The organism is Ruegeria sp. AE4 (assembly GCF_056542185.1).
The window spans coordinates 336,686-360,667 of record NZ_JBQFZK010000001.1 but is presented as its reverse complement, the minus strand read 5'-3'; the positions used below and the strand labels follow the sequence as shown (position 1 = coordinate 360,667).

Annotated in this window: 21 protein-coding genes; 12 read left to right on the top strand and 9 right to left on the bottom strand. The window is 57.7% G+C overall.

Annotation, left to right across the window (positions count from 1 at the left end):
• Nucleotides 1–34: 34 nt before the first annotated feature.
• Nucleotides 35–988, top strand: coding sequence for a radical SAM protein (locus tag ACR0EK_RS01825; protein WP_480480738.1), 954 nt, complete (start codon nucleotides 35–37; stop codon nucleotides 986–988).
• Between the two features lie 112 nt (nucleotides 989–1,100).
• Here the strand turns inward: ACR0EK_RS01825 and ACR0EK_RS01820 are convergent, their stop codons facing one another.
• Nucleotides 1,101–1,370, bottom strand: coding sequence for an usg protein (locus ACR0EK_RS01820; protein WP_267366492.1), 270 nt, complete (start codon nucleotides 1,368–1,370; stop codon nucleotides 1,101–1,103).
• Between the two features lie 192 nt (nucleotides 1,371–1,562).
• Between ACR0EK_RS01820 and gyrA the strand changes: the two genes are divergently transcribed.
• A complete protein-coding gene (gene gyrA / locus ACR0EK_RS01815) occupies nucleotides 1,563–4,283 on the top strand; it encodes a DNA gyrase subunit A (RefSeq protein WP_480564555.1) in 2,721 nt (906 codons plus the stop codon).
• Nucleotides 4,284–4,325: 42 nt separating this feature from the next.
• Here gyrA and yghX read toward each other — a convergent pair whose 3' ends face one another.
• The 4 genes from yghX to ACR0EK_RS01795 form a co-directional block, all read right to left on the bottom strand.
• Nucleotides 4,326–5,222, bottom strand: a complete 897-nt coding sequence (gene yghX / locus ACR0EK_RS01810) for a YghX family hydrolase (protein ID WP_480537976.1) — start codon at nucleotides 5,220–5,222, stop codon at nucleotides 4,326–4,328.
• A gap of 63 nt (nucleotides 5,223–5,285) precedes the next feature.
• Nucleotides 5,286–6,755 carry a carboxypeptidase M32 gene (locus ACR0EK_RS01805; RefSeq protein ID WP_480545539.1) on the bottom strand — a complete coding sequence of 490 codons (1,470 nt, stop codon included), beginning with the start codon at nucleotides 6,753–6,755 and terminating at the stop codon, nucleotides 5,286–5,288.
• Between the two features lie 4 nt (nucleotides 6,756–6,759).
• Nucleotides 6,760–7,905 (bottom strand): heme A synthase, encoded by a 1,146-nt coding sequence (gene ctaA / locus ACR0EK_RS01800; protein ID WP_480480730.1) that lies wholly within the window; start codon nucleotides 7,903–7,905, stop codon nucleotides 6,760–6,762.
• A 59-nt stretch (nucleotides 7,906–7,964) separates the two neighbouring features.
• Nucleotides 7,965–8,708, bottom strand: a complete 744-nt coding sequence (locus tag ACR0EK_RS01795; protein ID WP_480480728.1) for an RNA methyltransferase — start codon at nucleotides 8,706–8,708, stop codon at nucleotides 7,965–7,967.
• 154 nt (nucleotides 8,709–8,862) lie between these two features.
• On the opposite strand from ACR0EK_RS01795, the gene ACR0EK_RS01790 reads away from it, so the two are divergent.
• On the top strand, nucleotides 8,863–9,483 hold the full coding sequence (locus tag ACR0EK_RS01790) for a thiamine phosphate synthase (RefSeq protein ID WP_480564552.1): 621 nt from the start codon (nucleotides 8,863–8,865) through the stop codon (nucleotides 9,481–9,483).
• On the opposite strand, the gene ACR0EK_RS01785 is transcribed toward ACR0EK_RS01790, so the two are convergent.
• Nucleotides 9,480–10,622, bottom strand: coding sequence for a HupE/UreJ family protein (locus ACR0EK_RS01785; RefSeq protein ID WP_480564549.1), 1,143 nt, complete (start codon nucleotides 10,620–10,622; stop codon nucleotides 9,480–9,482). The two genes, ACR0EK_RS01790 and ACR0EK_RS01785, sit on opposite strands and share 4 nt — an antisense overlap.
• Nucleotides 10,623–10,792: 170 nt before the next feature.
• On the opposite strand from ACR0EK_RS01785, the gene ACR0EK_RS01780 reads away from it, so the two are divergent.
• The 3 genes from ACR0EK_RS01780 (at nucleotide 10,793) to ACR0EK_RS01770 (ending at nucleotide 13,340) form a co-directional block, all read left to right on the top strand.
• Nucleotides 10,793–11,686: a PfkB family carbohydrate kinase gene (locus tag ACR0EK_RS01780; protein WP_480480723.1), complete on the top strand. Its 894-nt coding sequence runs from the start codon at nucleotides 10,793–10,795 to the stop codon at nucleotides 11,684–11,686.
• Nucleotides 11,683–12,594 (top strand): pseudouridine-5'-phosphate glycosidase, encoded by a 912-nt coding sequence (locus tag ACR0EK_RS01775; RefSeq protein WP_480528362.1) that lies wholly within the window; start codon nucleotides 11,683–11,685, stop codon nucleotides 12,592–12,594. Before ACR0EK_RS01780 ends, ACR0EK_RS01775 begins: the two co-directional genes overlap by 4 nt.
• A gap of 65 nt (nucleotides 12,595–12,659) precedes the next feature.
• Nucleotides 12,660–13,340 carry a DUF502 domain-containing protein gene (locus ACR0EK_RS01770; RefSeq protein WP_267365243.1) on the top strand — a complete coding sequence of 227 codons (681 nt, stop codon included), beginning with the start codon at nucleotides 12,660–12,662 and terminating at the stop codon, nucleotides 13,338–13,340.
• Here ACR0EK_RS01770 and ACR0EK_RS01765 read toward each other — a convergent pair whose 3' ends face one another.
• Both ACR0EK_RS01765 and ACR0EK_RS01760 read right to left on the bottom strand, forming a co-directional pair.
• Entirely contained in the window at nucleotides 13,341–14,366 is a 1,026-nt protein-coding gene (locus tag ACR0EK_RS01765) for a patatin-like phospholipase family protein (protein ID WP_480564545.1), read from the bottom strand. It abuts the gene before it with no gap.
• Nucleotides 14,367–14,430: 64 nt separating this feature from the next.
• Nucleotides 14,431–15,204, bottom strand: coding sequence for a 3-hydroxybutyrate dehydrogenase (locus tag ACR0EK_RS01760; protein ID WP_480505001.1), 774 nt, complete (start codon nucleotides 15,202–15,204; stop codon nucleotides 14,431–14,433).
• A gap of 300 nt (nucleotides 15,205–15,504) precedes the next feature.
• On the opposite strand from ACR0EK_RS01760, the gene ACR0EK_RS01755 reads away from it, so the two are divergent.
• Together ACR0EK_RS01755 and ACR0EK_RS01750 are read left to right on the top strand one after the other, a co-directional pair.
• The gene (locus ACR0EK_RS01755; RefSeq protein ID WP_480564541.1) at nucleotides 15,505–17,322 is read left to right on the top strand and encodes an extracellular solute-binding protein; all 1,818 of its coding nucleotides are present in this window, start codon (nucleotides 15,505–15,507) and stop codon (nucleotides 17,320–17,322) included.
• 553 nt (nucleotides 17,323–17,875) lie between these two features.
• Nucleotides 17,876–18,115, top strand: a complete 240-nt coding sequence (locus ACR0EK_RS01750) for a hypothetical protein (RefSeq protein WP_209503780.1) — start codon at nucleotides 17,876–17,878, stop codon at nucleotides 18,113–18,115.
• Here the strand turns inward: ACR0EK_RS01750 and ACR0EK_RS01745 are convergent.
• Nucleotides 18,104–18,727, bottom strand: a complete 624-nt coding sequence (locus tag ACR0EK_RS01745) for a helix-turn-helix domain-containing protein (RefSeq protein ID WP_480564538.1) — start codon at nucleotides 18,725–18,727, stop codon at nucleotides 18,104–18,106. The genes ACR0EK_RS01750 and ACR0EK_RS01745 overlap by 12 nt on opposite strands.
• Nucleotides 18,728–18,792: 65 nt before the next feature.
• Here ACR0EK_RS01745 and ACR0EK_RS01740 point away from each other — a divergent pair, with 65 nt between their 5' ends.
• The 4 genes from ACR0EK_RS01740 (at nucleotide 18,793) to ACR0EK_RS01725 (ending at nucleotide 23,967) form a co-directional block, all read left to right on the top strand.
• Nucleotides 18,793–20,310, top strand: a complete 1,518-nt coding sequence (locus ACR0EK_RS01740; protein ID WP_480564535.1) for a class I adenylate-forming enzyme family protein — start codon at nucleotides 18,793–18,795, stop codon at nucleotides 20,308–20,310.
• Nucleotides 20,307–20,966, top strand: a complete 660-nt coding sequence (locus ACR0EK_RS01735; RefSeq protein ID WP_480564532.1) for a DsbA family oxidoreductase — start codon at nucleotides 20,307–20,309, stop codon at nucleotides 20,964–20,966. Before ACR0EK_RS01740 ends, ACR0EK_RS01735 begins: the two co-directional genes overlap by 4 nt.
• Before the next feature lie 76 nt (nucleotides 20,967–21,042).
• Complete coding sequence (locus tag ACR0EK_RS01730; protein ID WP_480564529.1) at nucleotides 21,043–22,251, top strand: multidrug effflux MFS transporter; 1,209 nt, start codon at nucleotides 21,043–21,045, stop codon at nucleotides 22,249–22,251.
• A 57-nt stretch (nucleotides 22,252–22,308) separates the two neighbouring features.
• Complete coding sequence (locus ACR0EK_RS01725; RefSeq protein WP_480564526.1) at nucleotides 22,309–23,967, top strand: tetratricopeptide repeat protein; 1,659 nt, start codon at nucleotides 22,309–22,311, stop codon at nucleotides 23,965–23,967.
• Nucleotides 23,968–23,982: the final 15 nt, after the last annotated feature.

Below are 23,982 nucleotides of genomic sequence, written 5' to 3'. Positions count from 1 at the left end.
TCAGTTCGACAACTTCAACGAACCGGATGTGGGAATGAAAGACAACGCCCCTCAGCTTGCCAATGTCGGCAAGTTTCAGCGTAAACTGGTAACGGCCGACGGCCAGACCCGCGCAAAGGTTTCCCTTACCAACCCTCAGACGCTGTGGTTCAATACCGGCACGCTGTGCAATATTGAATGCGTCAACTGCTATATCGCCAGCAGCCCGACCAATGACGCGCTGGTTTATATCACTGCGGACGAGGTTCGTGACTATCTTGATCAGATCAAAGCCCGCAATTGGCCGGTGCGTGAAATTGGTTTTACGGGCGGCGAGCCCTTCATGAACCCCGAGATGATCGACATGACACGCGACGCGCTGGAGCGTGGGTACGAAGTGCTGATTCTGACCAACGCGATGGCCCCGATGATGCGCCGCAAGATGCGCGACGGGCTGCTGGCATTGCAAAAGACATTCAATGACAAGATGACCCTGCGTGTTTCCGTAGATCATTACCGGGCAGAACTGCACGACCTTGAACGCGGCAAAGGAAGCTTTGAAAAAACCCTGACGGGTATGAAGTGGCTGCGCGATCACGGCTTTAACATGGCTGTCGCCGGACGCACCGTTTGGGATGAGTCTGACACGGAAAGTCGCGCGGGTTACGCCGCATTCTTTTCAGATCATGGCTTTGACATTGACCCGCATAACCCGGCACAGACCGTCCTGTTTCCCGAGATGGACGAAACTGTCGAAGTACCCGAGATTACAACGGCTTGCTGGGGAATACTGAGTAAGTCACCCGATGCATTGATGTGTGCCAGCGCCCGCATGGTGGTGAAACGGAAAGGCGCTGACCGGCCTGCCGTGTTGGCCTGCACCCTGCTGCCCTACGAGCCGGAATTCGAGATGGGTCATTCTCTGGCCGAATCCGAGGCTGACGTTCACCTGAACCACCCCCACTGTGCCAAATTCTGCGTGCTGGGCGGCGCCAGTTGTTCTGGCTGATTGGGTCAGGAAGTTCCTGATTTCATTTCAGACGCATCATCAGACACGCGCCGACCGCTTCGGTTCATTGTTTGAAGAGCATGCACCAACGGAAACTGCGCCTGTCCCTCGCTCAGTTCACACGAAACTCTCCTACCATGTTGCGCCACTCACCCGGTGCGATCATTTTGCGATGGGTGAATTTGACGGAATGCAGCGGGCCTTCGATTTCGCGCTGCCAGAAGTCGATGAATTTGAACAACTTCGGATGATCCGGCGCAAGGTCGTAATCCTGCCAGATGAACGTGTTCAAGACGTGGATATAGTCTGGCATATGATAGAAAAACTCCGCCGTCGTCAGCCCGTACCCCTTGAGCATCAATTCGGTTTCGCTTGGATTCATGCAGACCTCCTGTTTGATACAAGGCCTGCTCAAGATACCACGAAAACCTTCTAATACTTATATAACAATATGTTACTTGAGTATTACCGGGGAATTTCCCCGTAAAGGCGCTGCTTGCTTGCACCTTATGTGCCGGGTCTGATAAGATACACCCACAAGATATAGACCCAGAACAAGACACGGGCAGTTTACGTGAGCGATACGCCAGAAATTCCTGAAAACATGGATGAAACCCCGCCCGAGCGCCCAGTCTATGACGGCCCGACGGTTTCCATCGAATCCGAAATGCGCACGTCCTATCTGGACTATGCCATGTCGGTCATCGTCAGCCGCGCGATCCCTGATTTGCGCGACGGGCTGAAACCGGTGCACCGGCGTATCCTTTATGCAATGCACGAGACGGGGAATACCCACGATAAGGCGTACCGCAAATCGGCACGCCCGGTGGGCGACGTGATGGGTAAGTACCACCCGCATGGTGACAGTGCGATCTATGACGCACTGGTGCGGATGGCGCAGGATTTCTCGATGTCTCTGCCGCTGCTGGATGGTCAGGGCAACTTTGGCTCGATGGACGGCGATAACCCGGCGGCTATGCGGTATACCGAAGTGCGGATGGACAAGCCCGCCGCTTCCCTGTTGGCTGATATCGAAAAAGAAACGGTCGATTTTCAGGACAACTATGACGGCAAGGACCGGGAACCGACAGTTCTGCCGGCCCGTTTCCCGAACATGCTGGTCAATGGTGCCGGAGGTATCGCCGTGGGGATGGCGACAAACATTCCGCCGCACAACCTTGGCGAAGTAGTCGATGCGACTTTGGCGCTGATCGACGATCCCGACCTTACATCAGAACAGTTGATCGAATACGTCCCCGGCCCCGACTTTCCAACCGGCGGTGTGATGCTTGGGCGTTCCGGCGCGCGCAAGGCCTATCTGGAGGGCCGCGGCAGCGTCATCATCCGCGCCAAGACCCGGGTGGAAGAAATTCGCAAGGACCGCTATGCCATCGTTGTCGACGAGATTCCCTATCAGGTGAACAAGGCCGCGATGATCGAAAAGATCGCCGAGGCGGTTCGCGAGAAGCGGATCGAAGGCGTGGCCCATGTACAGGACGAATCCGACCGCAACGGCGTGCGCGTTGTGGTCGAGCTCAAGCGCGATGCGACGCCCGAGGTGGTGCTGAACCAGCTCTACCGCTTTTCGCCGATGCAGACCTCCTTTGGCTGCAATATGCTGGCGCTGAATGGTGGCCGCCCCGAACAGCTGACCCTGCGCCGGTTCCTGACCTCGTTCATCGACTTCCGTGAAGATGTCGTTGCCCGCCGTACGGCCTATGACCTGCGCAAGGCGCGCGAACGCAGCCACATCCTGTGTGGTCTGGCTGTGGCCGTGTCCAATGTCGATGAAGTGGTCGCAACGATCCGGTCGTCGGCGGACGCCGCCGAGGCCCGCGAAAAACTGATGACCCGCCGTTGGCCTGCCTCAGAAATCGAAAGTTATCTGCGCCTGATCGATGATCCTCTGTCCAAGATGAATGACGATGGCACCTATAATCTGACCGAGGTTCAGGCCCGTGCCATTCTGGAGTTGCGCTTGCAACGCCTGACCCAACTGGGTGTCAAAGAGGTCACGGACGAGCTGGAAGAACTGGCGGCCAAGATCAAGGAATACCTTGATATTCTGTCCTCACGCGAACGGATCATGGGCATCATCGCTGATGAGCTGCGCAGCGTGCGTGAACAGTTCGCGGTCGACCGCCGCACTGAGATCGTCGACTGGTCCGGTGACATGGAAGACGAAGACCTGATCGAGCGTGAAGACATGGTCGTGACCGTCACTTCGGGCGGGTACATCAAACGCACACCGCTGGCAGATTTCCGCGCCCAGAAACGCGGTGGCAAGGGCCTGTCGGGGATGCAAACCAAGGAAGAGGATGTTGTGACCAACCTCTTCGTTGCGAACACCCATACACAGCTGCTGTTCTTCACGACGGACGGGATGGTCTACAAGCTCAAGACCTGGCGCTTGCCCCAATCCGGACGCACCGGCAAAGGTAAGGCCATCGTCAACATCCTTCCGATCCCAACTGGCGTTTCCATCGCCGCGATAATGCCCGTGGATGTACCGGACGAGGAATGGGAAAACCTCCAGATCGTCTTTGCCACCAGCGCAGGTGACGTGCGTCGTAACCGGTTGTCGGACTTCACCAATGTCCGGCGCAACGGCAAGATTGCCATGAAGCTGCCCGACGGCATTGAACTGGTGAATGCGCGCATCTGTTCGGAAGACGAAGACGTGATGCTGGTCACCAATTCCGGCCGCGCGATCCGCTTCCGGACAACTGACGTGCGTGTCTTCAACTCGCGCGAATCCACAGGTGTCCGGGGGATCAGGCTGACCAACGGTGACCGCGTCGTTTCGATGTCCGTGATCCGTCATTTCGAGGCGACACCCGAAGATCGTGTGGCCTATCTCAAGATGCGGCGTGCGGTTGCGGGGCTTACCGAAGAAGACGCTGGTGAAGACGAGGAAGCCGCAGCAAGCAGCGATTTCAGTCAGGAGAAATACGCCGAGATGTCGGCTGCCGAAAACCTTATCCTCACTATCACCGCTGGTGGTGCAGGCAAGTTGAGTTCAAGCCACGACTACCCCGTGCGCGGACGTGGCGGCATGGGCGTAGCCGCGATGGACAAGGCGATGCGCGGTGGGGATTTGGTTGCATCATTCCCGGTCGAGATCGACGATCAGATCATGCTGGCCACATCGAAAGGCCAATCTATCCGGGTGCCGGTCGATGGCATCTCTTTCCGCTCACGTTCCGCAGGTGGCGTGAAAGTGTTCAATACCGGCAAGGGCGAAGAAGTCGTCAGCGTCGCCTGGATCGCCGACCAAGCCGACGAGGAAGAATGACAGTAACCCCGGGCACCGGTTCGACGGTTCCCGGAGTTCACTTCATGTCAGGTAGGCATTGAAAAAAGCGATGGTCCGGCTCCATGCCAGATATGCCGCAGCTTCGTCATACCTGGGCGTCGTATCGTTGTGAAAACCGTGATTGACGTCCGGATAGAAGTGCACGCTGAATTTCTTTTGATTGGCTTTCAACGCCTCTGAATATGCAGGCCATCCAGCGTTGATACGCTCGTCCAGACCGGCATAGTGAATCATAAGAGGTGCTTCGATGGACGGAACATCTTCGGCTGGTGGTTGCCGACCGTAGAATGGCACCGAGGCAGCAAGGTCCGGATAGGCTACGGCCAACGCGTTGCAAACACCTCCGCCATAGCAGAAGCCGACAGCACCAACTTTGCCTGTCGAAAGTTCATGATCACGAAGGAATTCAAAGGCGGCGAAGAAATCCGCCATCAGTTTTTCCCGGTCCATCGAGCGCTGCATCTCGCGCCCTTCTTCATCAGTACCGGGATAGCCGCCAAGGGGCGACAACCCATCAGGTCCAAAAGCCAGGAAACCGGCCTTGGCCGCGCGGCGCACAACGTCCTCGATATAAGGGTTTAGACCCCGGTTCTCGTGCACGACCAACACCGCAGGCAGTTTACCTTCGGCATTTGCCGGCATCGCCATCAGGCCGCTGGTTTCGCTATGCCCATCCGGGCTGTCATATGCGACCACCATGGTTTGGATCGCGGGATCGTCCGGGGCCACCTGTTGCGCCCAGGCGTAATTGGGTTGCAACTGGTCCAGGATCATTGCGCCTGTCATTCCGGCAGCCGTGTATTTACCGGCTTTTGAGATGAACTCACGCTTGGACATCGTGCCGTGCACATATCCGTCGAATATCTCGAGGATACGCGGATCAAAATCACTGGCTTTCTTGCGGGCGTTTCCGGTCATCGTTGCCTCCCAGGCGATGGTATCGGTGCACCGATTCTAACGCCTAGGCTGCAATTCGGAAACTCACAAATCGTAAAGCGCGCCGAACTTGGTCTCGAGATAACTTAGCAGTGGGTCCGGTCCGGGCTCGATGCCGCTTGCACGGGCAATCACCTCGCGCGGTGCATAAAGGCCGCCATGCTGCTGCACATGCTCGCGCAACCAGCCGGTTGCACCGGTGGTGTCGCCGCGAGCCAGTTGCGCATCAAGATCGGGCTCTGAACCGCGCAAAGCCTGATAGAGGCACCCAGCATAGACATTGCCCAGCGAGTATGTCGGGAAGTAACCGAACAACCCAACCGACCAATGCACATCCTGCAAACAACCGTTCGAGGGCTTGTCGACCGCATAACCGAAATCTGCCTTGAACCGATCATTCCAGGCGGCTTCCAGATCGCCGACCTGCAAGTCTCCGGCCATCAGCGCGCGTTCCAGATCAAACCGCAGCATGATGTGCAGATTGTATTGAACCTCATCCGCCTCGGTGCGGATATAGCCGTTATGGACGCGGTTGACCGTCGCATAAAACGCATCCGGATCGGCAATGCCGAACTCGCCGAACGCCTCTTTCATTTGTTCGAACAACCAACCGGTAAAGGCCCGCGACCGACCCAACTGGTTTTCGTAGATCCGGCTTTGACTTTCATGCACGCCCATCGACACACCAGACCCGAGCGGTGTCAGCAGGTATTTCCTGTCGATCCCCTGTTCATAGGCGGCGTGGCCCACCTCGTGAATGGTGGAATAGAAACAATTGAACGGGTCCGTTTCGCTGGTTCGCGTGGTGATGCGGACATCAAGACCACTGCCTGAACTGAACGGGTGAACCGCCTTGTCCACGCGGCCATTGTTCAGGTCATAGCCAAAGGCGACCGCCAGTTTTTGTGTCAGACGCATCTGGGTCTGCTCATCAAAACTGCGGTTCAGGGCAGCGGGCTCGGGCCGCTCCAGCACAGCGGCGCGCAGGGCCACCAGTCGTGGGCGCATCTGGTCGAAGATATCCGCAATCTGTGCGCTGGTCGTGTAAGGCTCGTAATCTTCGACCATGGCGTCGTATACGTCGCCCCCTTGCGCCAGCGCCTCGCCTTCCTGTCGTTTCAGCGATACGACCTCTTCCAGAACCGGAAGAAAGGCCGAGACATCTTCGTCCGCGCGCGCCTGCGCCCACTTTCCCTGCGCAGCGGATGTCACACGGGCAATCGCCGTCGCCAGATCGGCAGGCACCTTCACCGCGCGATCATATGCGCGCCGGATTTCACGCATCTGCGCCTTGCCGACCTCATCCTGAGGCGCGGCCTGATCCAGCCATTCGGCAACACGAGGATCAGAACGACGTGCGTGCAGGACAGATTCGATAGCTGCCATTTCTTCGGCGCGCTGTGGCGCAGCGCCGCGCGGCATGACGGTTTCCTGGTCCCAGCCAAGCCGACCGGCGATCTGGCCCAAAGCCGAAGTTTCCCGCTGAAAGGTCATCAGTTCATTGAAAGCGGTCATAATTTCAAACTCCGCGCACAGATGTTGCGATTGGATAAGCCGTGAGGAACCGCGCGCGCAGGATCAGCGTCCAAACGATGACGGCCATAAACTGGTGGAAGATAGCGACCTGCCATGGCGCGCCGTAAACCACGGTCACGATGCCGACGACGACCTGTAACGAAAGCGCGGCGAAAGCAGCGTTGAAGGCAAAACGCGTCTGCGGATGCGCGCTGCCGCTGCCACGTCGCCAGACGACAACGGCGAAGATGAACAGCAGATACCCTGCACACCGGTGGATGAACTGTACCAGACCGGGGCTTTCAAAGAAGTTTCGCCACATCGGCTCCAACATAGTCGCATCCGGTGGAAGCAACTGCCCTCCCATCAGCGGCCAGTCGGTGTAAGACCGCCCGGCGTCGATCCCGGCGACAAGCGCGCCAATGAGTATTTGTAAAAAGGCGAAGTGCATCAGCCCTGTGGACAATGAAAACAGCCTGACCTCTTTGGCCCGGCGCGCCTGCATCAGGTCACGTTCTTCCCGGCCGAGTTCAAAGATGTACCAGGCCAGGACTCCCAGGATCACAAAAGCCAGCCCCAAATGCGTTGCCAGACGGTAACTTGCAACAGCCGTCATGCCTTCACCCTGGGTGACGCCCGAGGCCACCATCCACCAACCAACAGCGCCCTGCAGACCGCCAAGAAGACCCGGAACGATCAGCTTTCCCATCCACCCTGTCGGGATCTTGCGGGTGAGAAGAAAGGTCAGAAATCCAACGGCCCAGACCAAACCGATCATGCGGCCCAACTGACGATGGCCCCATTCCCACCAATAGATGGATTTGAAATCACCCAGTTCCATCCACTGGTTCTGGATGCGCCATTGGTCAATCTGCTTGTACTTGTCGAACTCTGCCTGCCAGTCCGCTTCGGTCATCGGCGGCAAAGCTCCGGTGATCGGGCGCCATTCGGTGATCGAGAGGCCGCTGTCAGTCAGGCGCGTCAAGCCGCCAACCGCGATCATCACAACGACCAGAGCAAACAGGATCATCAGCCAGACGCGGATCGCATTGCGCGCGCCGCCGCGCCCCCGGTCGATCATACCGGGTTGAACCGCCTGTTGTTTTTTGGTGTCCGTGACCTCTTCGAAGATGCTGCGCTTACCGCTCATGCTGTCCTCATGTCCTGATTTTGTCGCAAGCTAGGGCTTGGGTGAAGATAGGTCCAGCCTCAGCCTTTATCCTTCCAGCGGACCATCTGACGCATGATCCCGTGCAACATCTGCACATCGGCCCGTGTCATTCGCATCCGCGACCACAGGTTGCGCAGGTTAACCTTCATCCCTTCGGCCTTTTCGGGAGGGTAGAAGAACCCCGCCTCCTCCAGCCTATCCTCGTAATGCTCGACAAGTTTTTCGACCTCGATCCCAGTGGCCCAGTCACCTTTGCCCAGGTCGGTCGATTCATGCACCACATCCCCGGTCTGGCGCATCCACTCATAGGCGGTCAGCAATACGCATTGACCAAGGTTCAGCGAGGCATATTCCGGGTTCACCGGCACCGAGATGATCGCGTTGGCCTTGGCGATGTCTTCATTCTCTAGCCCCGCGCGTTCAGGGCCGAACAGAACGGTAACCTTCTCGCCTGCCGCGATCTTTCCGGCGGCAATCTTCATTGCGTGTTCTGGGCTGTAGACAGGTTTGGTCAAGCCCCGCTGACGGGCTGTCGTGGCGAAGACAAACGTGCTGTCGGCCAGCGACCCGGCCAAGTCGTCAAACAGCTGCGCCTCATCCAGCAAGCGCCCTGCGCCGCTGGACATTGCCACCGCTTTGGGGTTCGGCCAGCCGTCACGCGGGGCCACGATACGCATCCGGTCAAGCCCAAAGTTCCACATCGCCCGCGCAGCAGCACCGATGTTTTCACCCATTTGCGGGCGCACAAGCACGAAGGAAGGCTGGGGTTTGTCGCTGGGCATGGCTCACCTTAAGAAAACTTGGCCTGCTGTAATTGGCAGGCTCTTGCAGGGCAAGGCGCAGGGGCGTTATTTGCAGGCTCTGATCCATAAAAGTTTGCTTCCCAGCCGCAATCCGCTAAACCGCGCCAAAGACTGAAAGCCGAAGGACGCGCCCATGGACACCCCCGAGCAGCCGCAGATTTACCTGATCACGCCTCCGACCATCGAGTTGAGCACGTTCACGAACAAGCTGGCGACTGTGCTGGACGGGGTCGAGATTGCCTGTATCCGCCTCGCGTTGGCCGGAAGCGACGAAGATACCATCGCCCGTGCAGCGGACGCTTGTCGCGAAGTCGCCCATTCGCGCGACGTGGCCATCGTGATCTCGAACCATGTATTGCTGGCGCAGCGTTTGGGGCTGGACGGGGTGCACCTGGATGATGCTGCACGCTCGGTCCGCACCGCGCGCAAGGAACTGGGCGCCGATGCAATCGTCGGAAGCTTTTGCGGCGCGTCCAGCCATGATGGCATGACTGCTGGTGAAAACGGGGCGGATTATGTGGCTTTCGGTCCTGTCGGCTCGGCCAAACTGAGGGATGGGACCCGCGCCGAAAAGGACCTGTTCCAATGGTGGTCCGAGATGATCGAGGTTCCGGTTGTGGCCGAAGGTGGGTTGACGCCCGAATTGATCCGCGATCTGGCCCCCTGCACCGATTTCTTTGGCATCGGCGATGAGATCTGGGGCAGTGACGATCCGCTTGGCGCACTGAAAATGCTGCTGGCCGCGTTGCCTTAACCCTGCACCCAAGGCTCGACTATCCAGTAGACCCCGGCACCTGCAATCAGCATCGAGGCCAGAACCGATACCCGGCCTCGTATACGGTGTGAGCCGCCAGAAAACAAAAGCGCCAGAGCAAGCCCGGCAAGGGCCACGGCAAAAAGCGGCAGAATATTCCCGGCGCCAAAGCCCAAGATGGCCGGGGGCAGATGATCTGGCGGCACTCCGATCCCGATCAGGGCCGAGGCAAATACCAGACCTTGAAGACCGCCAATGGCGAGAACCGCCAACAAACGCCAGACCTGCAATCGCCGGGCAACCAGATTCCACAGCGCCAGAACGATGGTCGAAGCCACCAGAACCGGGGCCTCGCTCACTTTTCCTGCATCCAATACGCCATGCAAACCCAGCCCAAGCCCGATCAGAGCGCCCGCTGACAGGAACACCAGTTGAGATACCACTGGGCGCAATTTCAAAGACAGAAACACTAGCGCCAAAACAAGAATGGATGGCTTAATTGGGTTTCGGAGAAACTGATCGACCCCTTTTGTGAAATATGTCTGCAATGTTTGTTGCGTTGTCAGAGACGCCCCGCCTTGCAAGGGGATCAGCGGGCTGGCTTCACCGGCAGCCAAATACCCGGTGTATGGGGCCGCGACATTTTGCTGTCGCAGAACGATGGGTCCGCTTTCTGACGGCCAGATCAGACGCAGGTTTGACGCCTGATCGGGCAAAGGAGCAGTCAGCAACAGTTTGGAAACCCGCACTTTCTCCGTTTCTCCCACAACAGGAATACGCACACCTTCATAAGACAAACTCAATCGCTCTGGTGCCTCCACGATAAGATTATGTTTCCAGAGCTGAACGAACTCTCTGATCTGGGGTTCCAGCTCAGAGGAAACCAGTCGCCGCAAGGATTTGTAGTTTGGATCGTCGGAAAACGCAGCGGGCTGCGCGGGACTGTTCCCGGTTAATATGGCCTCGGCATTCCATTTCAACTCTATAAACAAAGTGTCGGACTTGACCCAGAAATCAACGACGGTCGGCGGGGCGGATTGCGCTCTGCCGGATCCGGGATGCATAGCTACAAGAACAAAAAAACTCAGGGCACAGGTTTTGAGGGTTCGAAAGATGGCGCGGAAAACAGGGCCATTCATACGAAAAGCTCCAACAGGAAAATCAAATCACCAATCATTGCTATCGATTGTTCCCGCGAAGGCCGCAGATCGCAAGCCCAAAGGGCATATCGGACCTGTGCACCGTAAATCTCTGATTGCGGTAACGTTCTGACTTGCATGGGCATCACCGCTGCGGCATGACGTCCTTTATGACTCAGAACAGTAATATCCTGTGTATCGGTTCGGTCCTGTGGGACGTGATCGGACGATCGGCCAGTGCCATGCGGCAAGGCTCGGACGTGCCTGGTCGGATTACCCGCCTGCCGGGTGGTGTTGCGATGAACATAGCCATGACGCTGGTGCGTTTTGGTATGACGCCAACCCTGCTGACCGCCATTGGCCGCGACCCCGAGGGCGACGAGTTGATTCATGCCTGTTCCCGCCTAGGTATGATCACGGATCACATCTATCGCTCGCAGGACTTGCCGACCGACCGATATATGGCCGTCGAAGGTGCCAACGGGTTGATCGCGGCCATTGCCGACGCACATTCGCTGGAAGCCGCTGGCGCTAAGATACTGCGTCCGCTGATGCACGGCCCGCTTGGCTATGAAAACACGCCCTTTGAGGGGCCCATTGCGCTTGACGGCAACCTGACCCTGAACCTGCTGGAAGAAATCGCCCAAAGCCCTGCATTTGCCCGTGCCGATCTGCGTGTTGCCCCGGCCTCGCCCGGCAAGGCCGAGCGCCTGTTGCCCTTCCTGAAACATGCCCGCGCCACGCTTTATGTGAACCTCGAAGAGGCAGGAATATTGTGCCAGCGTGAATTCACTGATTCTGAATCTGCCGCAAAGGGCCTTCTGGATCGTGGCGCACTGCGCGTGCTGGTCACCGATGGCGGCAGCTCGGCCACGGTCGGCAGTTCGGACGAAATTCTGACCCAAACACCCCCCTCCGTTCTGGTCACCCGTGTGACCGGCGCCGGGGATACCTTCATGGCGGCTCATATCGCCTCAGAATCCGGCGGCGCATCGAGTGATGAGGCTCTGACCCGCGCTCTGCATGCCGCAGCAACCTACGTTTCCGGAGAAACCCCACTGTGATCGACATTCAATATTCAGCCGAGGTCCGCGCTGCCAAGGACGCGGGTCATCCCATCGTTGCGCTGGAAAGCACCATCATCACCCATGGCATGCCCTACCCGCAAAACGTCGAAGTTGCGGCGCAGGTCGAACAGGACATCCGCGATGCGGGGGCGGTTCCGGCGACCATGGCGGTGATTGAAGGCAAATTGCATGTGGGGCTCGAGCCTGGCCAGTTGCAATGGCTGGGTCAGGCGCAAGGCGTTGCCAAAATCTCGCGCGCAGATATGGCGGCCTGCATCTCGACCGGTGGTACCGGAGCCACAACCGTCGCCGCCACCATGATCGCCGCGCATTATGCCGGGATCGAGGTATTTGCCACCGGCGGCATCGGGGGTGTGCATCAGGGCGCTGAAACCACGTTCGACATCTCGGCTGATCTGCACGAACTTGGCCATACACCAGTCACCGTCGTCGCAGCCGGGGCCAAGGCCATCCTTGATCTGGCCAAAACTCTTGAAGTTCTGGAAACGCTGGGGGTGCCTGTCATCGCCCATGGCCAGGATGCGTTTCCTGCCTTCTGGTCTGCGAAATCACCCTATGCTGCCCCCCTGCGCATGGACACTCCTGAGGCTATCGCCAAGGCCCATGCAACGCGTCGCGCGTTGGGCCTGCCCGGCGGGCAGCTTGTGGCGAACCCGATCCCGATCGCGGATCAGATCCCTTCCGAAATACTGGCCCCCATCATCGCCGAGGCACAGGCCGATGCAGATGCGCATCGGATCACCGGAAAAGATGTGACGCCCTATCTGCTGCAACGTATCTTTGAAAAGACCGAAGGACGTTCGCTGACCGCCAACATTGCCCTCGTGCGCAACAACGCGCGCCTTGCTGCGGCGATTGCACGGGCACTGGCAGAACAGGGATAACGCAAGCCTATTGTGCCATGGATACCGATTGACTACCTAAATCCCGATAACCACTCGGAACCAAGATGAATACACCGTTCGACGAAGAACCGCATCATCGCCGCCCTGGCATGCTGGCACGGCTGCGCGCATCTTTCCTGACCGGCCTCGTTGTCATTGCACCGGTCTGGCTGACGGTTTGGCTGATTTGGTCGGTAGTCGGCTGGATCGACAGTGCCGTTTTGCCACTGGTGCCTCATCAGTTCCAACCGGAACAATACGTTGGTATCAACCTGCGCGGTGTGGGCGTCGTGATCTTCCTGATCTTTACCGTGATTGTAGGGTGGATCGCCAAAGGCATTCTGGGCCGGTCCCTGATCCTGTTCGCCGAAAGCGTGGTAGATCGGATGCCGGTCGTCCGCTCGATCTATTCGGGGATCAAACAGATCTCGGAAACCGTATTTGCCCAAACCGAACGCTCTTTTGAAAAGGCTTGCCTGATCCAGTACCCCCGCCGCGGGATCTGGGCCATTGGGTTCGTCTCGACAACCGCCAGGGGCGAAATCAGCAAACGCGCAGAGACCGGAGGAGAGCTGCTAAGCGTCTTTGTTCCGACCACCCCCAACCCGACCTCGGGCTTTTTGCTGTTTTTCCCGGCGGAAGACGTAATTTTGCTGGACATGACAATTGAGGATGCCGCGAAACTGGTGATCTCGGCCGGGCTCGTTTATCCTAACGAAAAAGACCCTACGCAACCACCCGAGTGATTAACCGAACATGGTCGGCAGATCGACTGTACTGGTCTGGCCCAGATCACTCTTGTGCTTGGCCAGAAAACGATCCGCTGCCGCCCGCCCCGCCTGTTTCAGCTTGTGCAAAATAACCGGGTTGGGCACGGTTTTGGTGGCAACAGACAGGCTGCTCATCAACTCGTTATCCGCAATCATATGCACCAGAACGCGGCTCATGTCCCCGGCCTTCAGCTTGCCCTCTTTCAGAAGCCGCTGAACAAAGCTGATTGCCCGCAATTCGCGAAACAGGGAGGAATTGAAGCTGATCTCGTTGATCCGGTTCTGGATCTGCTGCGGTGTGACCGGTACCGCGTCGCGCTCCAACGGGTTGATATTCACGATCACTACGTCATCCGGCAGGTCATTGTTGAACAGCGGATAGAGCGCCGGATTACCAGTATAACCGCCATCCCAGTAGGCTTCGACCCGGTTAGTATTTGGATCAAATATCTCGACTGCCTTGAACAGGGTCGGCAGGCAAGCTGAAGCCAGAATGGCATCTGTCGAGACCTCCTCGCCAGTAAAGACGCGGATTTTCCCACTTCTCACGCAGGTGGCGCACACAAACAGGCGGGGTCCCGCATCGGCGCATACTTCCGCAAAATTGAACCTGTCCACCACCGGCTCCAGCGGATTGCTGTAGAATGGACCATAGGCATAAGGCGACACCATCCGCGACCAGGCATCACCGATTGAAAACGGCACCGAATATTCCATCGCCTGCGCGATTGCGGCCGGTTCCAACCCGCGAAACCAATTGACTATACGCATGTCTCCAATCGCACCCATACGCCTCCAAAGCCCGTCCAGCTGCGCACGCGCACCCTCACGTCCTGAATGAACCATCCCCGATTTGAACGCCGCACCGTTCAACGCACCGGCGGATGTTCCGGTGATCGCGGCAACCTCGATGTCTTCCTCATCCAGCAGTCGGTCAAGCACACCCCAGGTGAACGCCCCATGCGCACCGCCGCCCTGCAAAGCCAGATTGATCCGTACCACCGCCTTCACCCTTCATCTTTTCAGAAATACTCCGGGGGTTTGGGGGCAGCGCCCCCAAGGCCAATCACAAGGCGGTCCAGCCGCCATCGACAGAAATCGTGGTTCCCGTGATCTGCGCCGCTGCGTCCGAGCACAGGAAAATGGTTGTCCCGCCCAGTTGCTCAACCGTGGCGAATTCCTTGGAAGGTTGCCGTTCCAGAAGCACGTTTTTTACAACCTCCTCGCGGCTCATATTGTATTCTTTCATCGTGTTCGGGATTTGGGCCTCAACCAGGGGTGTCAGCACATAGCCTGGGCAAATGGCGTTGCAGGTGATAGGTTCTTGCGCGGTTTCCAACGCAACGGTCTTGGTCATCCCCACCACCCCGTGCTTGGCGGCAACATAGGCTGCCTTGAATGGCGACGCCGTCAGGCCGTGGGCCGAGGCGATATTCACGATACGACCCCAACCCGCCTTGCGCATCATCGGCAGTGCGGCAGCGGTCGTGTGAAAGACCGAGTTCATGTTGATCGCAATAATCGCATCCCATTTTTCCGCCGGAAACTGATCGATCGGGGACACAAACTGAATGCCCGCGTTGTTCACAAGTATGTCGCAAGCTCCGGCCTGCTCAATCAGCGCCCGGCACTCTTCGCCTTTTGACATATCCGCCTTGATGTAACGCGCTTTGGTTCCGGTCTCTTTGGCAATCTCAGCGGCCAGCGCGTGATCTTCGTCTCGGTCCGTAAAGGAATTCAGGACAACATCTGCTCCGGCCTTCGCCAGCTCGCGCGCGACCCCCAGTCCGATGCCAGAATTAGACCCCGTGATGATTGCTGTTTTGCCGGAAAGGCTCATGACCGTTCTCCCTGAAGCGATGATTTGGTGCACAATGCCATGCTGCACCTGCAAAGAAAACGGGGAAACACACCTGCCTGAAATCCCAGCCTGACACTTCTCAAGCAGCCAAAAAAAACGCCCGCACGAAGCGGGCGTTAAGTTATTGAGGCAGGTTTCATACAGGCAAGAAACCTATCGAGCAGTGCATCCTTTATAAGCAATTCCACGCCTTCGTCCAAGCTAAAAGTTTGATAATATGAAAAATCATCACTACGGTGAATCCCAACAAAATAAGGCCAGAGCAGGATTGTTTCCAAAATGAGCCCGGATTTTCTCCGACCGTTTCGACCACTTGCGGCGGGAATCGCAAGCATTTTCATGATCTCTGTCGCCCATGCAGAATCGTCTCATGGCATAGCTATGTATGGGGACCCGGCCCTACCACCGGATTTTGTGTCCCTACCCTATGCCAACCCCGATGCGCCAAAAGGCGGTAAAGTCGTTTTCGGAAATACCGGCGGCTATAACAGCCTGAACCCGTTTTTGCAAAAAGGCACCTCGCCCTGGCAATTGCCTTTTTGGACCCATGAAAGCCTGATGGGGCGATCCTGGGACGAACCTTTCACACTTTACGGGCTGTTAGCCGAATCAGTTGAGACGGCGCCGGACCGGTCGTGGGTTGAATTTACCCTACGGGAAGAGGCCCGTTTTTCTGACGGCACCCCGGTCACGATTGACGACGTGATCTGGTCATACGATACGCTCGGTACTCAGGGACATCTGCGCTATCGCGGTTTTTGGGACAAGATCGACAGGATCGAACAGACTGGCCCGCGTTCGGTTCGGATTACTTTCAACGTGCCGGATCGCGAACTTGCCCTGCTCGCAGGGATGCGTCCGATCCTGCAAAAGGCGCAGTGGCAGGACAAAGATTTTGCCGACGCCGCCTTGCAAGATGTCCCAATCGGCACCGGCCCCTATGTGATCGATAGCTACGAGGCGGGGCGCTATGTGAACCTTCGTCGCAACCCCGAATATTGGGGGCAGGATATCCCGTTCCGCCGCGGCACCATGAATCTGGACGAAATGCGGATCGAGTTCTACGGCGACGGCAGCGTCCTGTTCGAAGCCTTCAAAGCCGGTGAACTATCAGCGGTGCGTGAGTTCAACGGCGACAAATGGGACACGCAATACAGCTTCCCCGCCGTTCAGCGCGGTGATGTCATCAAGACCGAGATACCGCATGGCAAACCGTCAGGCATGACCGGGTTCGTGATGAACACCCGCAAAGCCCCGTTTAACGACTGGCGCGTTCGCGAGGCCCTGACGCTGGCCTTCAATTTCGAATTCATCAACGACACGATCACTGGTGGGACGCAGCCAAGGATCACGTCCTACTTCTCGGGCTCAGACCTGGCCATGCAGCCCGGACCGGCCCAAGGGCAGGTAAAAGCCCTGCTGGAACCCTTTGCCTCGGATCTGATCCCCGGCACGCTGGAAGGGTATGAACTGCCGAAGGGCGACGGTTCAGCCCGCAACCGCGCAAACATCCGCAAAGCCACCAAACTGCTGACCGAATCGGGCTGGACCGTTCAGGACGGGGTTTTGCGCAACACGAATGGTGACCCGTTCAAAATGACGGTCTTGCTACAGCAGGGGGATAGCGAGATGGCGTCGGTGGTCGAGATTTATTCCCGCGCGCTGGAACGACTTGGCATTCAGATCACAGCGGAACAGGTCGACAACGCGCAGTATGTCGGGCGCACCGGAGAGCTGGATTTTGATGTTACGCCTTTCCGGCGTGCTCTTTCACTGTCTCCCGGCAACGAACAGCGTTTGTATTGGGGAAGCGAGAATGCGGACACACCCGGTACACGCAACCTGATGGGCGTGGCCTCGCCCGCTGTTGATGCGATGATTGACGCCATGCTTGCCTCGGAAACACCTGAAGATTTCACCGCGGCAACCCGCGCGCTTGACCGGGTTCTGACGGCCGGTCGTTATGTCATCCCGATCTGGAGTTTTGATGTCGGGCGGATTGCCCATATCCGCGAGCTCAAGTTCCCTGAGACTGTGCCAATCTATGGCGACGGACCGCAATACATGCCGGAAGTGTGGTGGTACGACGCCGGGTAATCACTTGAACATCAGGGCAGCCGGGCTTTGCACGACACCGGCTGTTCTCCGCACGGTGTTGGCGGACCCCTTGAAAAACGCGATTCCTTCGCGCTTCCAGCACGATTGGCCCCGGAAAACCACGCCTGTCGGCGGAATTCAGCACATGGCCGTCACACTAGGGATACGTTTCGCGACAGCAGGTCGCAGCATCAGATGCAGGCCATATCGGATGCCGGATGATCCCATGAGACGCACCTTCAGCCTGCTTCGGTCAACGTTAAAAGCTGCATTGAATCGCGGTATTTAGACATAGCCCAAAGATGGAGGTCGCCTTTACAACTCGCGCGCCGGGAATACCCGGTTCCGCACCAAACAGATCTCCTGATCCGCAGGTGCTTTAAACAGTTTCAAGCCTGCCGCCCTGTTGCGGCAGGTATTGCAGAGGCACAATCTTGTAAAAGGAATGCAGTGGCATGCTGCGACATTTTGTCATGTCTTCCCTAACGGCACCCATTACGTACCCTAAAGAGGGGGAGAGCAGTCCTAAACGCTACATAAGGAAAGCTCATACATGATGAACTGGACGGATCTGACACAAGACTGGAATGCGGCCTACGCACGTGCAAAGCGGCGTTTTCCGAATTTGCGTGACCAGGACATGATGCGCGTATCAAAAGATCGTAAAGGGTTCGAAGCCTATCTGGCAGAGCGTCACCAGTTAACCATGAACGAAGCTCATGAAGAGGTCGAAGATTTCCTGTTCACCGAAGGTCTGAACAGAGAATTCTGCCGCGCGTCGCTAAGCAAGTGATGTGACCCAAAGGATTGTCGCATCTTCGTCACTGACGGAGATTACGTTATGGCCCATGCTGCCATCGTAATAGGCGCTGTCACCCCTACGCATTTCGACCGGCTCATAGAACTCGGTATAGAGCCGGACAACACCAGTCAGAACATACATGAACTCTTCGCCATCGTGGCGCACCCAGCCGTCGAATTCGTCCATGGACCGTGCCCGAACCCGCGCGCGGTAGGGCAGCATGTGTTTCTTGGTCAGGGTTTCGGCCAGCAACTCATGCTCGTAGGTCGTTGTCGCATGGGCCGCCCCGTCGCCCATCCTGGTAATCGCCATCCGTCCGATGACCTGATCCCGCTGCGGCGGTGTGAAAAGCTGAGGCACCGAGATTTCCAAGCCAACCGCAAGCTTTTTGAGCGCGTCATAGGTAGGTGACATCTGCCCGTTCTCGATCTTGCTGAGCGTAGAACGGGCCAAACCGGCCTGACTGGCGGCCTGCTCCAGCGTCCATTTCCGCGCTTTTCGCAATTCGCGCACGCGCGCGCCAAGGTCCAGCGGTTCAACTTCGGTGTGATCGCCGGAATCGCGGGCAATTCGGATCAGGGATTTGGGATCTTGGGTGCTCATGCCATTCTCTATAGGCTTGGCCAGCCGCGCTTGCAACGCGCCAGACACCGCGTTAGCCAATGGCCATGTTATCTGTTTTCGATCAGGGGGCGCCCGCGCCCTGCCCCGCACCGTTCAATCTGGCGGCGCATGTCCTTGGCCGAGCCGATCAGGCCCCTGACAAAGTGGCGTTGTCGGTACTAATGCCCCACGGCGCGCAGGACTGGACCTATCGCGACCTGCAATCTGCCGTGTTGGGCACAGGCGCGGGGTTGCTGCAATCAGGTCTGACACCCGGCGATACCGTTCTGATGCGGCTCGGCAATACGGTGGATTTCCCGATTGCCTATCTGGGCGCGATTTCAGTGGGTATCATTCCGGTGCCGACTTCGTCGCAACTGACGGAACCCGAAACCGCCAGAATGATCGACGATCTGTCCCCGGCTGCGGTTCTTCGTGATCCCGCTGTCTCATGCGCGCCTCATCCCAGACAGATCGAGTTGGATGCATTAAAGGCCATGCGCGACATTCCACCCGCCAGCTATGACCTGGGCGACCCCGAGCGCATGGCATATGTCGTCTACACCTCGGGAACCTCGGGCAGTCCGCGCGCCGTGGCCCATGCCCATCGGGCAATCTGGGCGCGGCAGTTGATGGTCGATGGTTGGTATGGTCTGCGCACGTCCGATCGGCTGTGTCACGCCGGAGCGTTCAACTGGACCTATACACTTGGCACCGGTCTGATGGACCCGTGGACCATCGGCGCAACCGCCTTGATCCTGGAACCGGGCACGGACATCTCCGCCCTGCCCGCTCTGCTTCACCAGCATCGCGCAACGATCTTTGCGGCGGCACCGGGGGTCTTTCGCAAATTGGTGCAAGAGTATGAGCAAATCAGCTTACCTGACCTGCGCCACGGTTTATGCGCGGGGGAAAAGCTTTCGCGCGCCCTGCACGAGAAATGGTTAAGCGCCACCGGTACGGAGTTGTTCGAAGCCTATGGCATGTCTGAATGCTCGACCTTCATATCCTCCAGCCCGGCCCATCCCGCACGCGGCGACGCATTGGGGCACCCGCAACCGGGTCGTCGCGTGGCCATTCTGGGCCCGGACGGCCCGGTGCCGCAGGGGCAAGAAGGCACCATCGCCATTCATCGGTCTGACGCTGGATTGATGCTGACCTACCTCAATGCACCGGATGAAGTTGAAACCCGGATGCAAGGCGAATGGTTCCTGACCGGAGATCAAGGGGCAATGGCAGTGGACGGCCAGATCAGTTATCTGGGCCGGGACGACGACATGATGAATGCCGGAGGCTACCGCGTGTCCCCGGTCGAGGTCGAAGCCGCCCTGTCCCGTTTTCCCGGCATCACGCAGGTCGGCGCGGCCGCGGTCGAGGTCAAACCGGACACATTTGTGATAGCAGCCTTCTATACCGGCCCGGAAAAGCTGGACGATGCAGCCCTGCGCACCTATGTCGAGGCAAACTTGGCACGTTACAAACAACCACGCGCCTTCATCCACCTGTCTGCGCTGCCCACCGGTGGCAATGGCAAACTCCTGCGCCGGGCGTTGCCGGCCTATTTCGAGGCACCAGCCACATGACCCAGACCGTCAAGCTCGACATCCTGTCCGATCCGATCTGCCCGTGGTGCTATATCGGCAAAACGCATCTGGACAAAGCATTGGCTAATGTGCCCGAGCACCCTTTTGTCATCGAATGGCATCCGTTTCAGTTGAACCCTGATATGCCGGACGCAGGTATGGATCGTCGCGAATATCTGGAACGCAAGTTCGGTGGCAAGGACGGTGCCGTACGTGCTTATGCGCCCGTGGTTGAACACGCTGAAAACGCTGGTCTGAAGATCGACTTCGAAGGCATGAAACGCACACCCAATACTCTGGATGCACATCGCCTGATCCATTGGGCCGGGATCGAAGGCAAACAGAATGCTGTCGTCGATGCGCTATTCGATGCCTACTTCGTTCAGGCCCGCGATATCGGCGACCCCGAGGTCCTGTCCGACATCGCAGACAGTGCCGGAATGGACGCTGCGGTGGTCATGAAGCTGCTGAAATCCGGCGCTGATCGCGAGGATATTCGCAACCGCGATACTCATTCTCGTGAAATGGGCGTCAGCTCGGTCCCGACCTACATTGTTGCCAATCAACATGCCGTTCCGGGTGCTCAACCGCCTGAAATGTGGGAGAAAGTGATCGCTGAAATCATGTCTCAACTTGACACTTATCCTGCAGAATAGCACAGAGGTCTGTGCGAATTTCCAGTCTGGTCTAACCTGACCCGCCATGATAGCGCGAACAGGTTAGGAGTGCTTCATGGCCAACCGCATGTCGAAGGCGGAATTCATTGCGCTGATCGCAATGATGTTCGCCACTATCGCGTTTTCGATCGATTCAATGCTGCCCGCCCTGCCTGAAATCGGCGCGCAGCTTAGCCCTGATGACGTCAATCGCGCCCAACTGATCTTGACATCCTTCGTTCTGGGAATGGGTATCGGTACATTCTTTACCGGCCCGCTATCGGATGCGCTGGGGCGCAAGCCAGTGATCTTTTGCGGTGCGCTTTTGTACATTGCGGCTTCGGCTGTTGCCTGGGCCAGTTCTTCGCTGGAACTGGTACTGATTGCGCGTGTTGTGCAGGGTCTGGGCGCTGCCGGGCCTCGTGTCGTGGCGATGGCCATCACGCGTGACTTGTATTCGGGCCGGGAAATGGCACGCATCATCTCGATTGCCATGATGATCTTTACGTTGGTACCAGCAGCGGCTCCGATGCTGGGCGCTGGTGTTATCGTTCTCTTCGGTTGGCGCGGGATCTTCGTATCCTTTATCCTGTTTGCTCTGATCGTCGTGTTGTGGATGAGCACACGACTTCCCGAATCTCTGGCTGTCGAGGACCGCCGCCCCTTCCGTCTGCATCTGATGATTGCGGCTGTGAACGAAATGTTTGCGCATCCCACTGTGCGCTTGTCTATCTTCGTGCAAACCTTGTGCATGGGGACCTTGTTCACCATGCTGACTATGGTGCAACCGGTCTATGATGTGATCCATGATCGGGCCGACAGCTTTCCCTTCTGGTTCGGATTTGTCGCCCTGATGTCAGGTTCGGCCAGCCTTTTGAACGCGGCTTTGGTGGTGCGTGTTGGGATGCGCCGGATGGTGACTTTTGCCTTCGGCGCGCAGATTGCCATCACGTCTGTCGTCATCATCCTGAACATGGCGAACCTTTCGCCCGATATGTCATTTGCCCTGTTTGTCTTCTGGCAGACGATGGTCTTTTTCATGGCTGGTGTAACCATCGGCAATCTGAATGCCATTGCCATGGAACCCATGGGCCACATCGCGGGCATGGCCGCGTCGGTTGTCGGGTCGATTTCAACCGTACTGGCCGCGGCAATCGCCGCCCCGATCGGGCTTCTGTTCAACGGGTCCATCGCGCCTTTAACAATTGGCATCCTGAGTATGTGCGTTCTGGCGTTTGGCCTGATGATCCACATGGGTCGCATCGAAGAAAGGCTGCCTGCCTGACCTGTGAATTGCGGGTGAATCACGCTATCCTACCCTGAACTTACGGGAGGAACTGCGATGAACGACTATTACGATCTGGGCAGCTATTCCTGCCCAGTTTCCACTTCCAGTCCCGAAGCTCAGCTGTGGTTCGACCGAGGGCTGAACTGGACATACGGCTACAACCACGAAGAAGCGGTTGTCTGTTTCCAACGCGCGGCCGAGCATGATCCGAACTGCGCGATGGCCCATTGGGGTGTCGCGTATGCCGCCGGACCAAACTACAACCTCCCCTGGGACCTGCTGGATGAGAGAGGTCGGGAAGAAGCGTTGTCACGGGCTTACGACGCGATGCAGAAAGCTCTTAGCCTGCTCGCAGGATGCACTGCCGTCGAACAGGCCTTAATTCAGGCCTTGCCTGCGCGTTACCCGCAACGCGGTCCGGTTGAGGACATGCACCAATGGGACCACGGTTTTGCCGACGCGATGCGCGCGGCATTTGCGGCGCACCCGGACCACCTTGACTTGCGTACCATCTATGTCGAAGCAATGCTGAACCTGACACCGTGGAAAATGTGGGATCTGGAAACGGGTCAACCCGCCCAGGGCGCGGCAACGAAGGAAGCGCAAGATGCGCTTGAATGGGCCATGGCGAACGATCCGTCTGCGATGTCTCACCCGGGCCTGCTGCACCTCTATGTTCATCTGATGGAGATGTCTCCAACACCAGAAAAAGCCCTGAAAGCAGGGGATGTCCTGCGCACATTGGTTCCGGATGCAGGCCACTTGGTACATATGCCGACACATATCGATTTGCTCTGCGGACATTACCACAACGTTGTGCACTGGAACGAGAAAGCCTCGGAAGCCGACCAGAAGTATTACGAACGCGAAGGCGCGTTCAACATTTACACAGGCTATCGCCAGCACAATTATCACTTTGCCATCTACGGTGCGCTTTTTCTTGGACAGATCGAACCCGCCCTACGTGCAAATCAGGGATTGTGGGATACAACGCCCGAAGAATTGCTGCGCATCGAAAGCCCCCCGATGGCCGATTACTTCGAAAGCTACATGTCCATGGGCCCTCACATCCTGATCCGGTTTGGCCGCTGGGACGAGGCTAAGGCACTGAAACTGCCCTCAGATCCTGACCTGTTCCGTACTCTGACCGCCACAACGCACTACGCGCGCGCCATCGCTCATGCAGCAACCGGTGATATCGCCAATGCCGAGGCCGAAGAAAATCTGTTTCTTGCCGCCAAAGAATGCGTTCCGGAAACACGCAGGCTGCACAACAACCGTGTGATTGACCTACTGGAAATTGCGAGGGAAATGCTGCGTGGTGAGATCGAGTACCGCAAGGGCAAGTTTGAAATCGCGTTTGCCCATCTGCGCCGCTCGGTCGAGCTGGACGATACCTTGCCCTATGACGAACCCTGGGGATGGATGCAGCCCACCCGCCACGCGCTTGGCGCGTTGCTGTTCGAACAAGGTCATGCGGCGGAAGCGGAGGCCGTCTATCGCGAAGATCTTGGCCTTGGCGGCTCGCTCAGCCGCGCTTCGATCCATCCCGACAACGTGTGGAGCCTGAAGGGGCTGTACGATTGTCTCAAAGCCCGCGGGGAAGATGTTGAAATCCTACAGGTCAAACAACGGCTTGACCTGACGTTGGCCCGCGCCGACCGAATGGTAGCTGCGTCCTGCTTCTGTGCGCAGGCGGCAATGCGTAGCTAAAACGTCTTGATCGTG

Bases quoted from the DNA above. Each gene is read 5' to 3' on its own strand.
- ACR0EK_RS01825 (WP_480480738.1), top strand. From the start codon at position 35: ATGAAAGACAACGCCCCTCAGCTTGCCAATGTCGGCAAGTTTCAGCGT.
- ACR0EK_RS01820 (WP_267366492.1), bottom strand. From the start codon at position 1,370: ATGAATCCAAGCGAAACCGAATTGATGCTCAAGGGGTACGGGCTGACG.
- yghX (WP_480537976.1), bottom strand. From the start codon at position 5,222: ATGACCGGAAACGCCCGCAAGAAAGCCAGTGATTTTGATCCGCGTATC.
- ACR0EK_RS01805 (WP_480545539.1), bottom strand. From the start codon at position 6,755: ATGACCGCTTTCAATGAACTGATGACCTTTCAGCGGGAAACTTCGGCT.
- ctaA (WP_480480730.1), bottom strand. From the start codon at position 7,905: ATGAGCGGTAAGCGCAGCATCTTCGAAGAGGTCACGGACACCAAAAAA.
- ACR0EK_RS01795 (WP_480480728.1), bottom strand. From the start codon at position 8,708: ATGCCCAGCGACAAACCCCAGCCTTCCTTCGTGCTTGTGCGCCCGCAA.
- ACR0EK_RS01790 (WP_480564552.1), top strand. From the start codon at position 8,863: ATGGACACCCCCGAGCAGCCGCAGATTTACCTGATCACGCCTCCGACC.
- ACR0EK_RS01785 (WP_480564549.1), bottom strand. From the start codon at position 10,622: ATGAATGGCCCTGTTTTCCGCGCCATCTTTCGAACCCTCAAAACCTGT.
- ACR0EK_RS01780 (WP_480480723.1), top strand. From the start codon at position 10,793: ATGACTCAGAACAGTAATATCCTGTGTATCGGTTCGGTCCTGTGGGAC.
- ACR0EK_RS01770 (WP_267365243.1), top strand. From the start codon at position 12,660: ATGAATACACCGTTCGACGAAGAACCGCATCATCGCCGCCCTGGCATG.
- ACR0EK_RS01760 (WP_480505001.1), bottom strand. From the start codon at position 15,204: ATGAGCCTTTCCGGCAAAACAGCAATCATCACGGGGTCTAATTCTGGC.
- ACR0EK_RS01755 (WP_480564541.1), top strand. From the start codon at position 15,505: ATGAGCCCGGATTTTCTCCGACCGTTTCGACCACTTGCGGCGGGAATC.
- ACR0EK_RS01750 (WP_209503780.1), top strand. From the start codon at position 17,876: ATGATGAACTGGACGGATCTGACACAAGACTGGAATGCGGCCTACGCA.
- ACR0EK_RS01745 (WP_480564538.1), bottom strand. From the start codon at position 18,727: ATGAGCACCCAAGATCCCAAATCCCTGATCCGAATTGCCCGCGATTCC.
- ACR0EK_RS01740 (WP_480564535.1), top strand. From the start codon at position 18,793: ATGTTATCTGTTTTCGATCAGGGGGCGCCCGCGCCCTGCCCCGCACCG.
- ACR0EK_RS01735 (WP_480564532.1), top strand. From the start codon at position 20,307: ATGACCCAGACCGTCAAGCTCGACATCCTGTCCGATCCGATCTGCCCG.
- ACR0EK_RS01730 (WP_480564529.1), top strand. From the start codon at position 21,043: ATGGCCAACCGCATGTCGAAGGCGGAATTCATTGCGCTGATCGCAATG.
- ACR0EK_RS01725 (WP_480564526.1), top strand. From the start codon at position 22,309: ATGAACGACTATTACGATCTGGGCAGCTATTCCTGCCCAGTTTCCACT.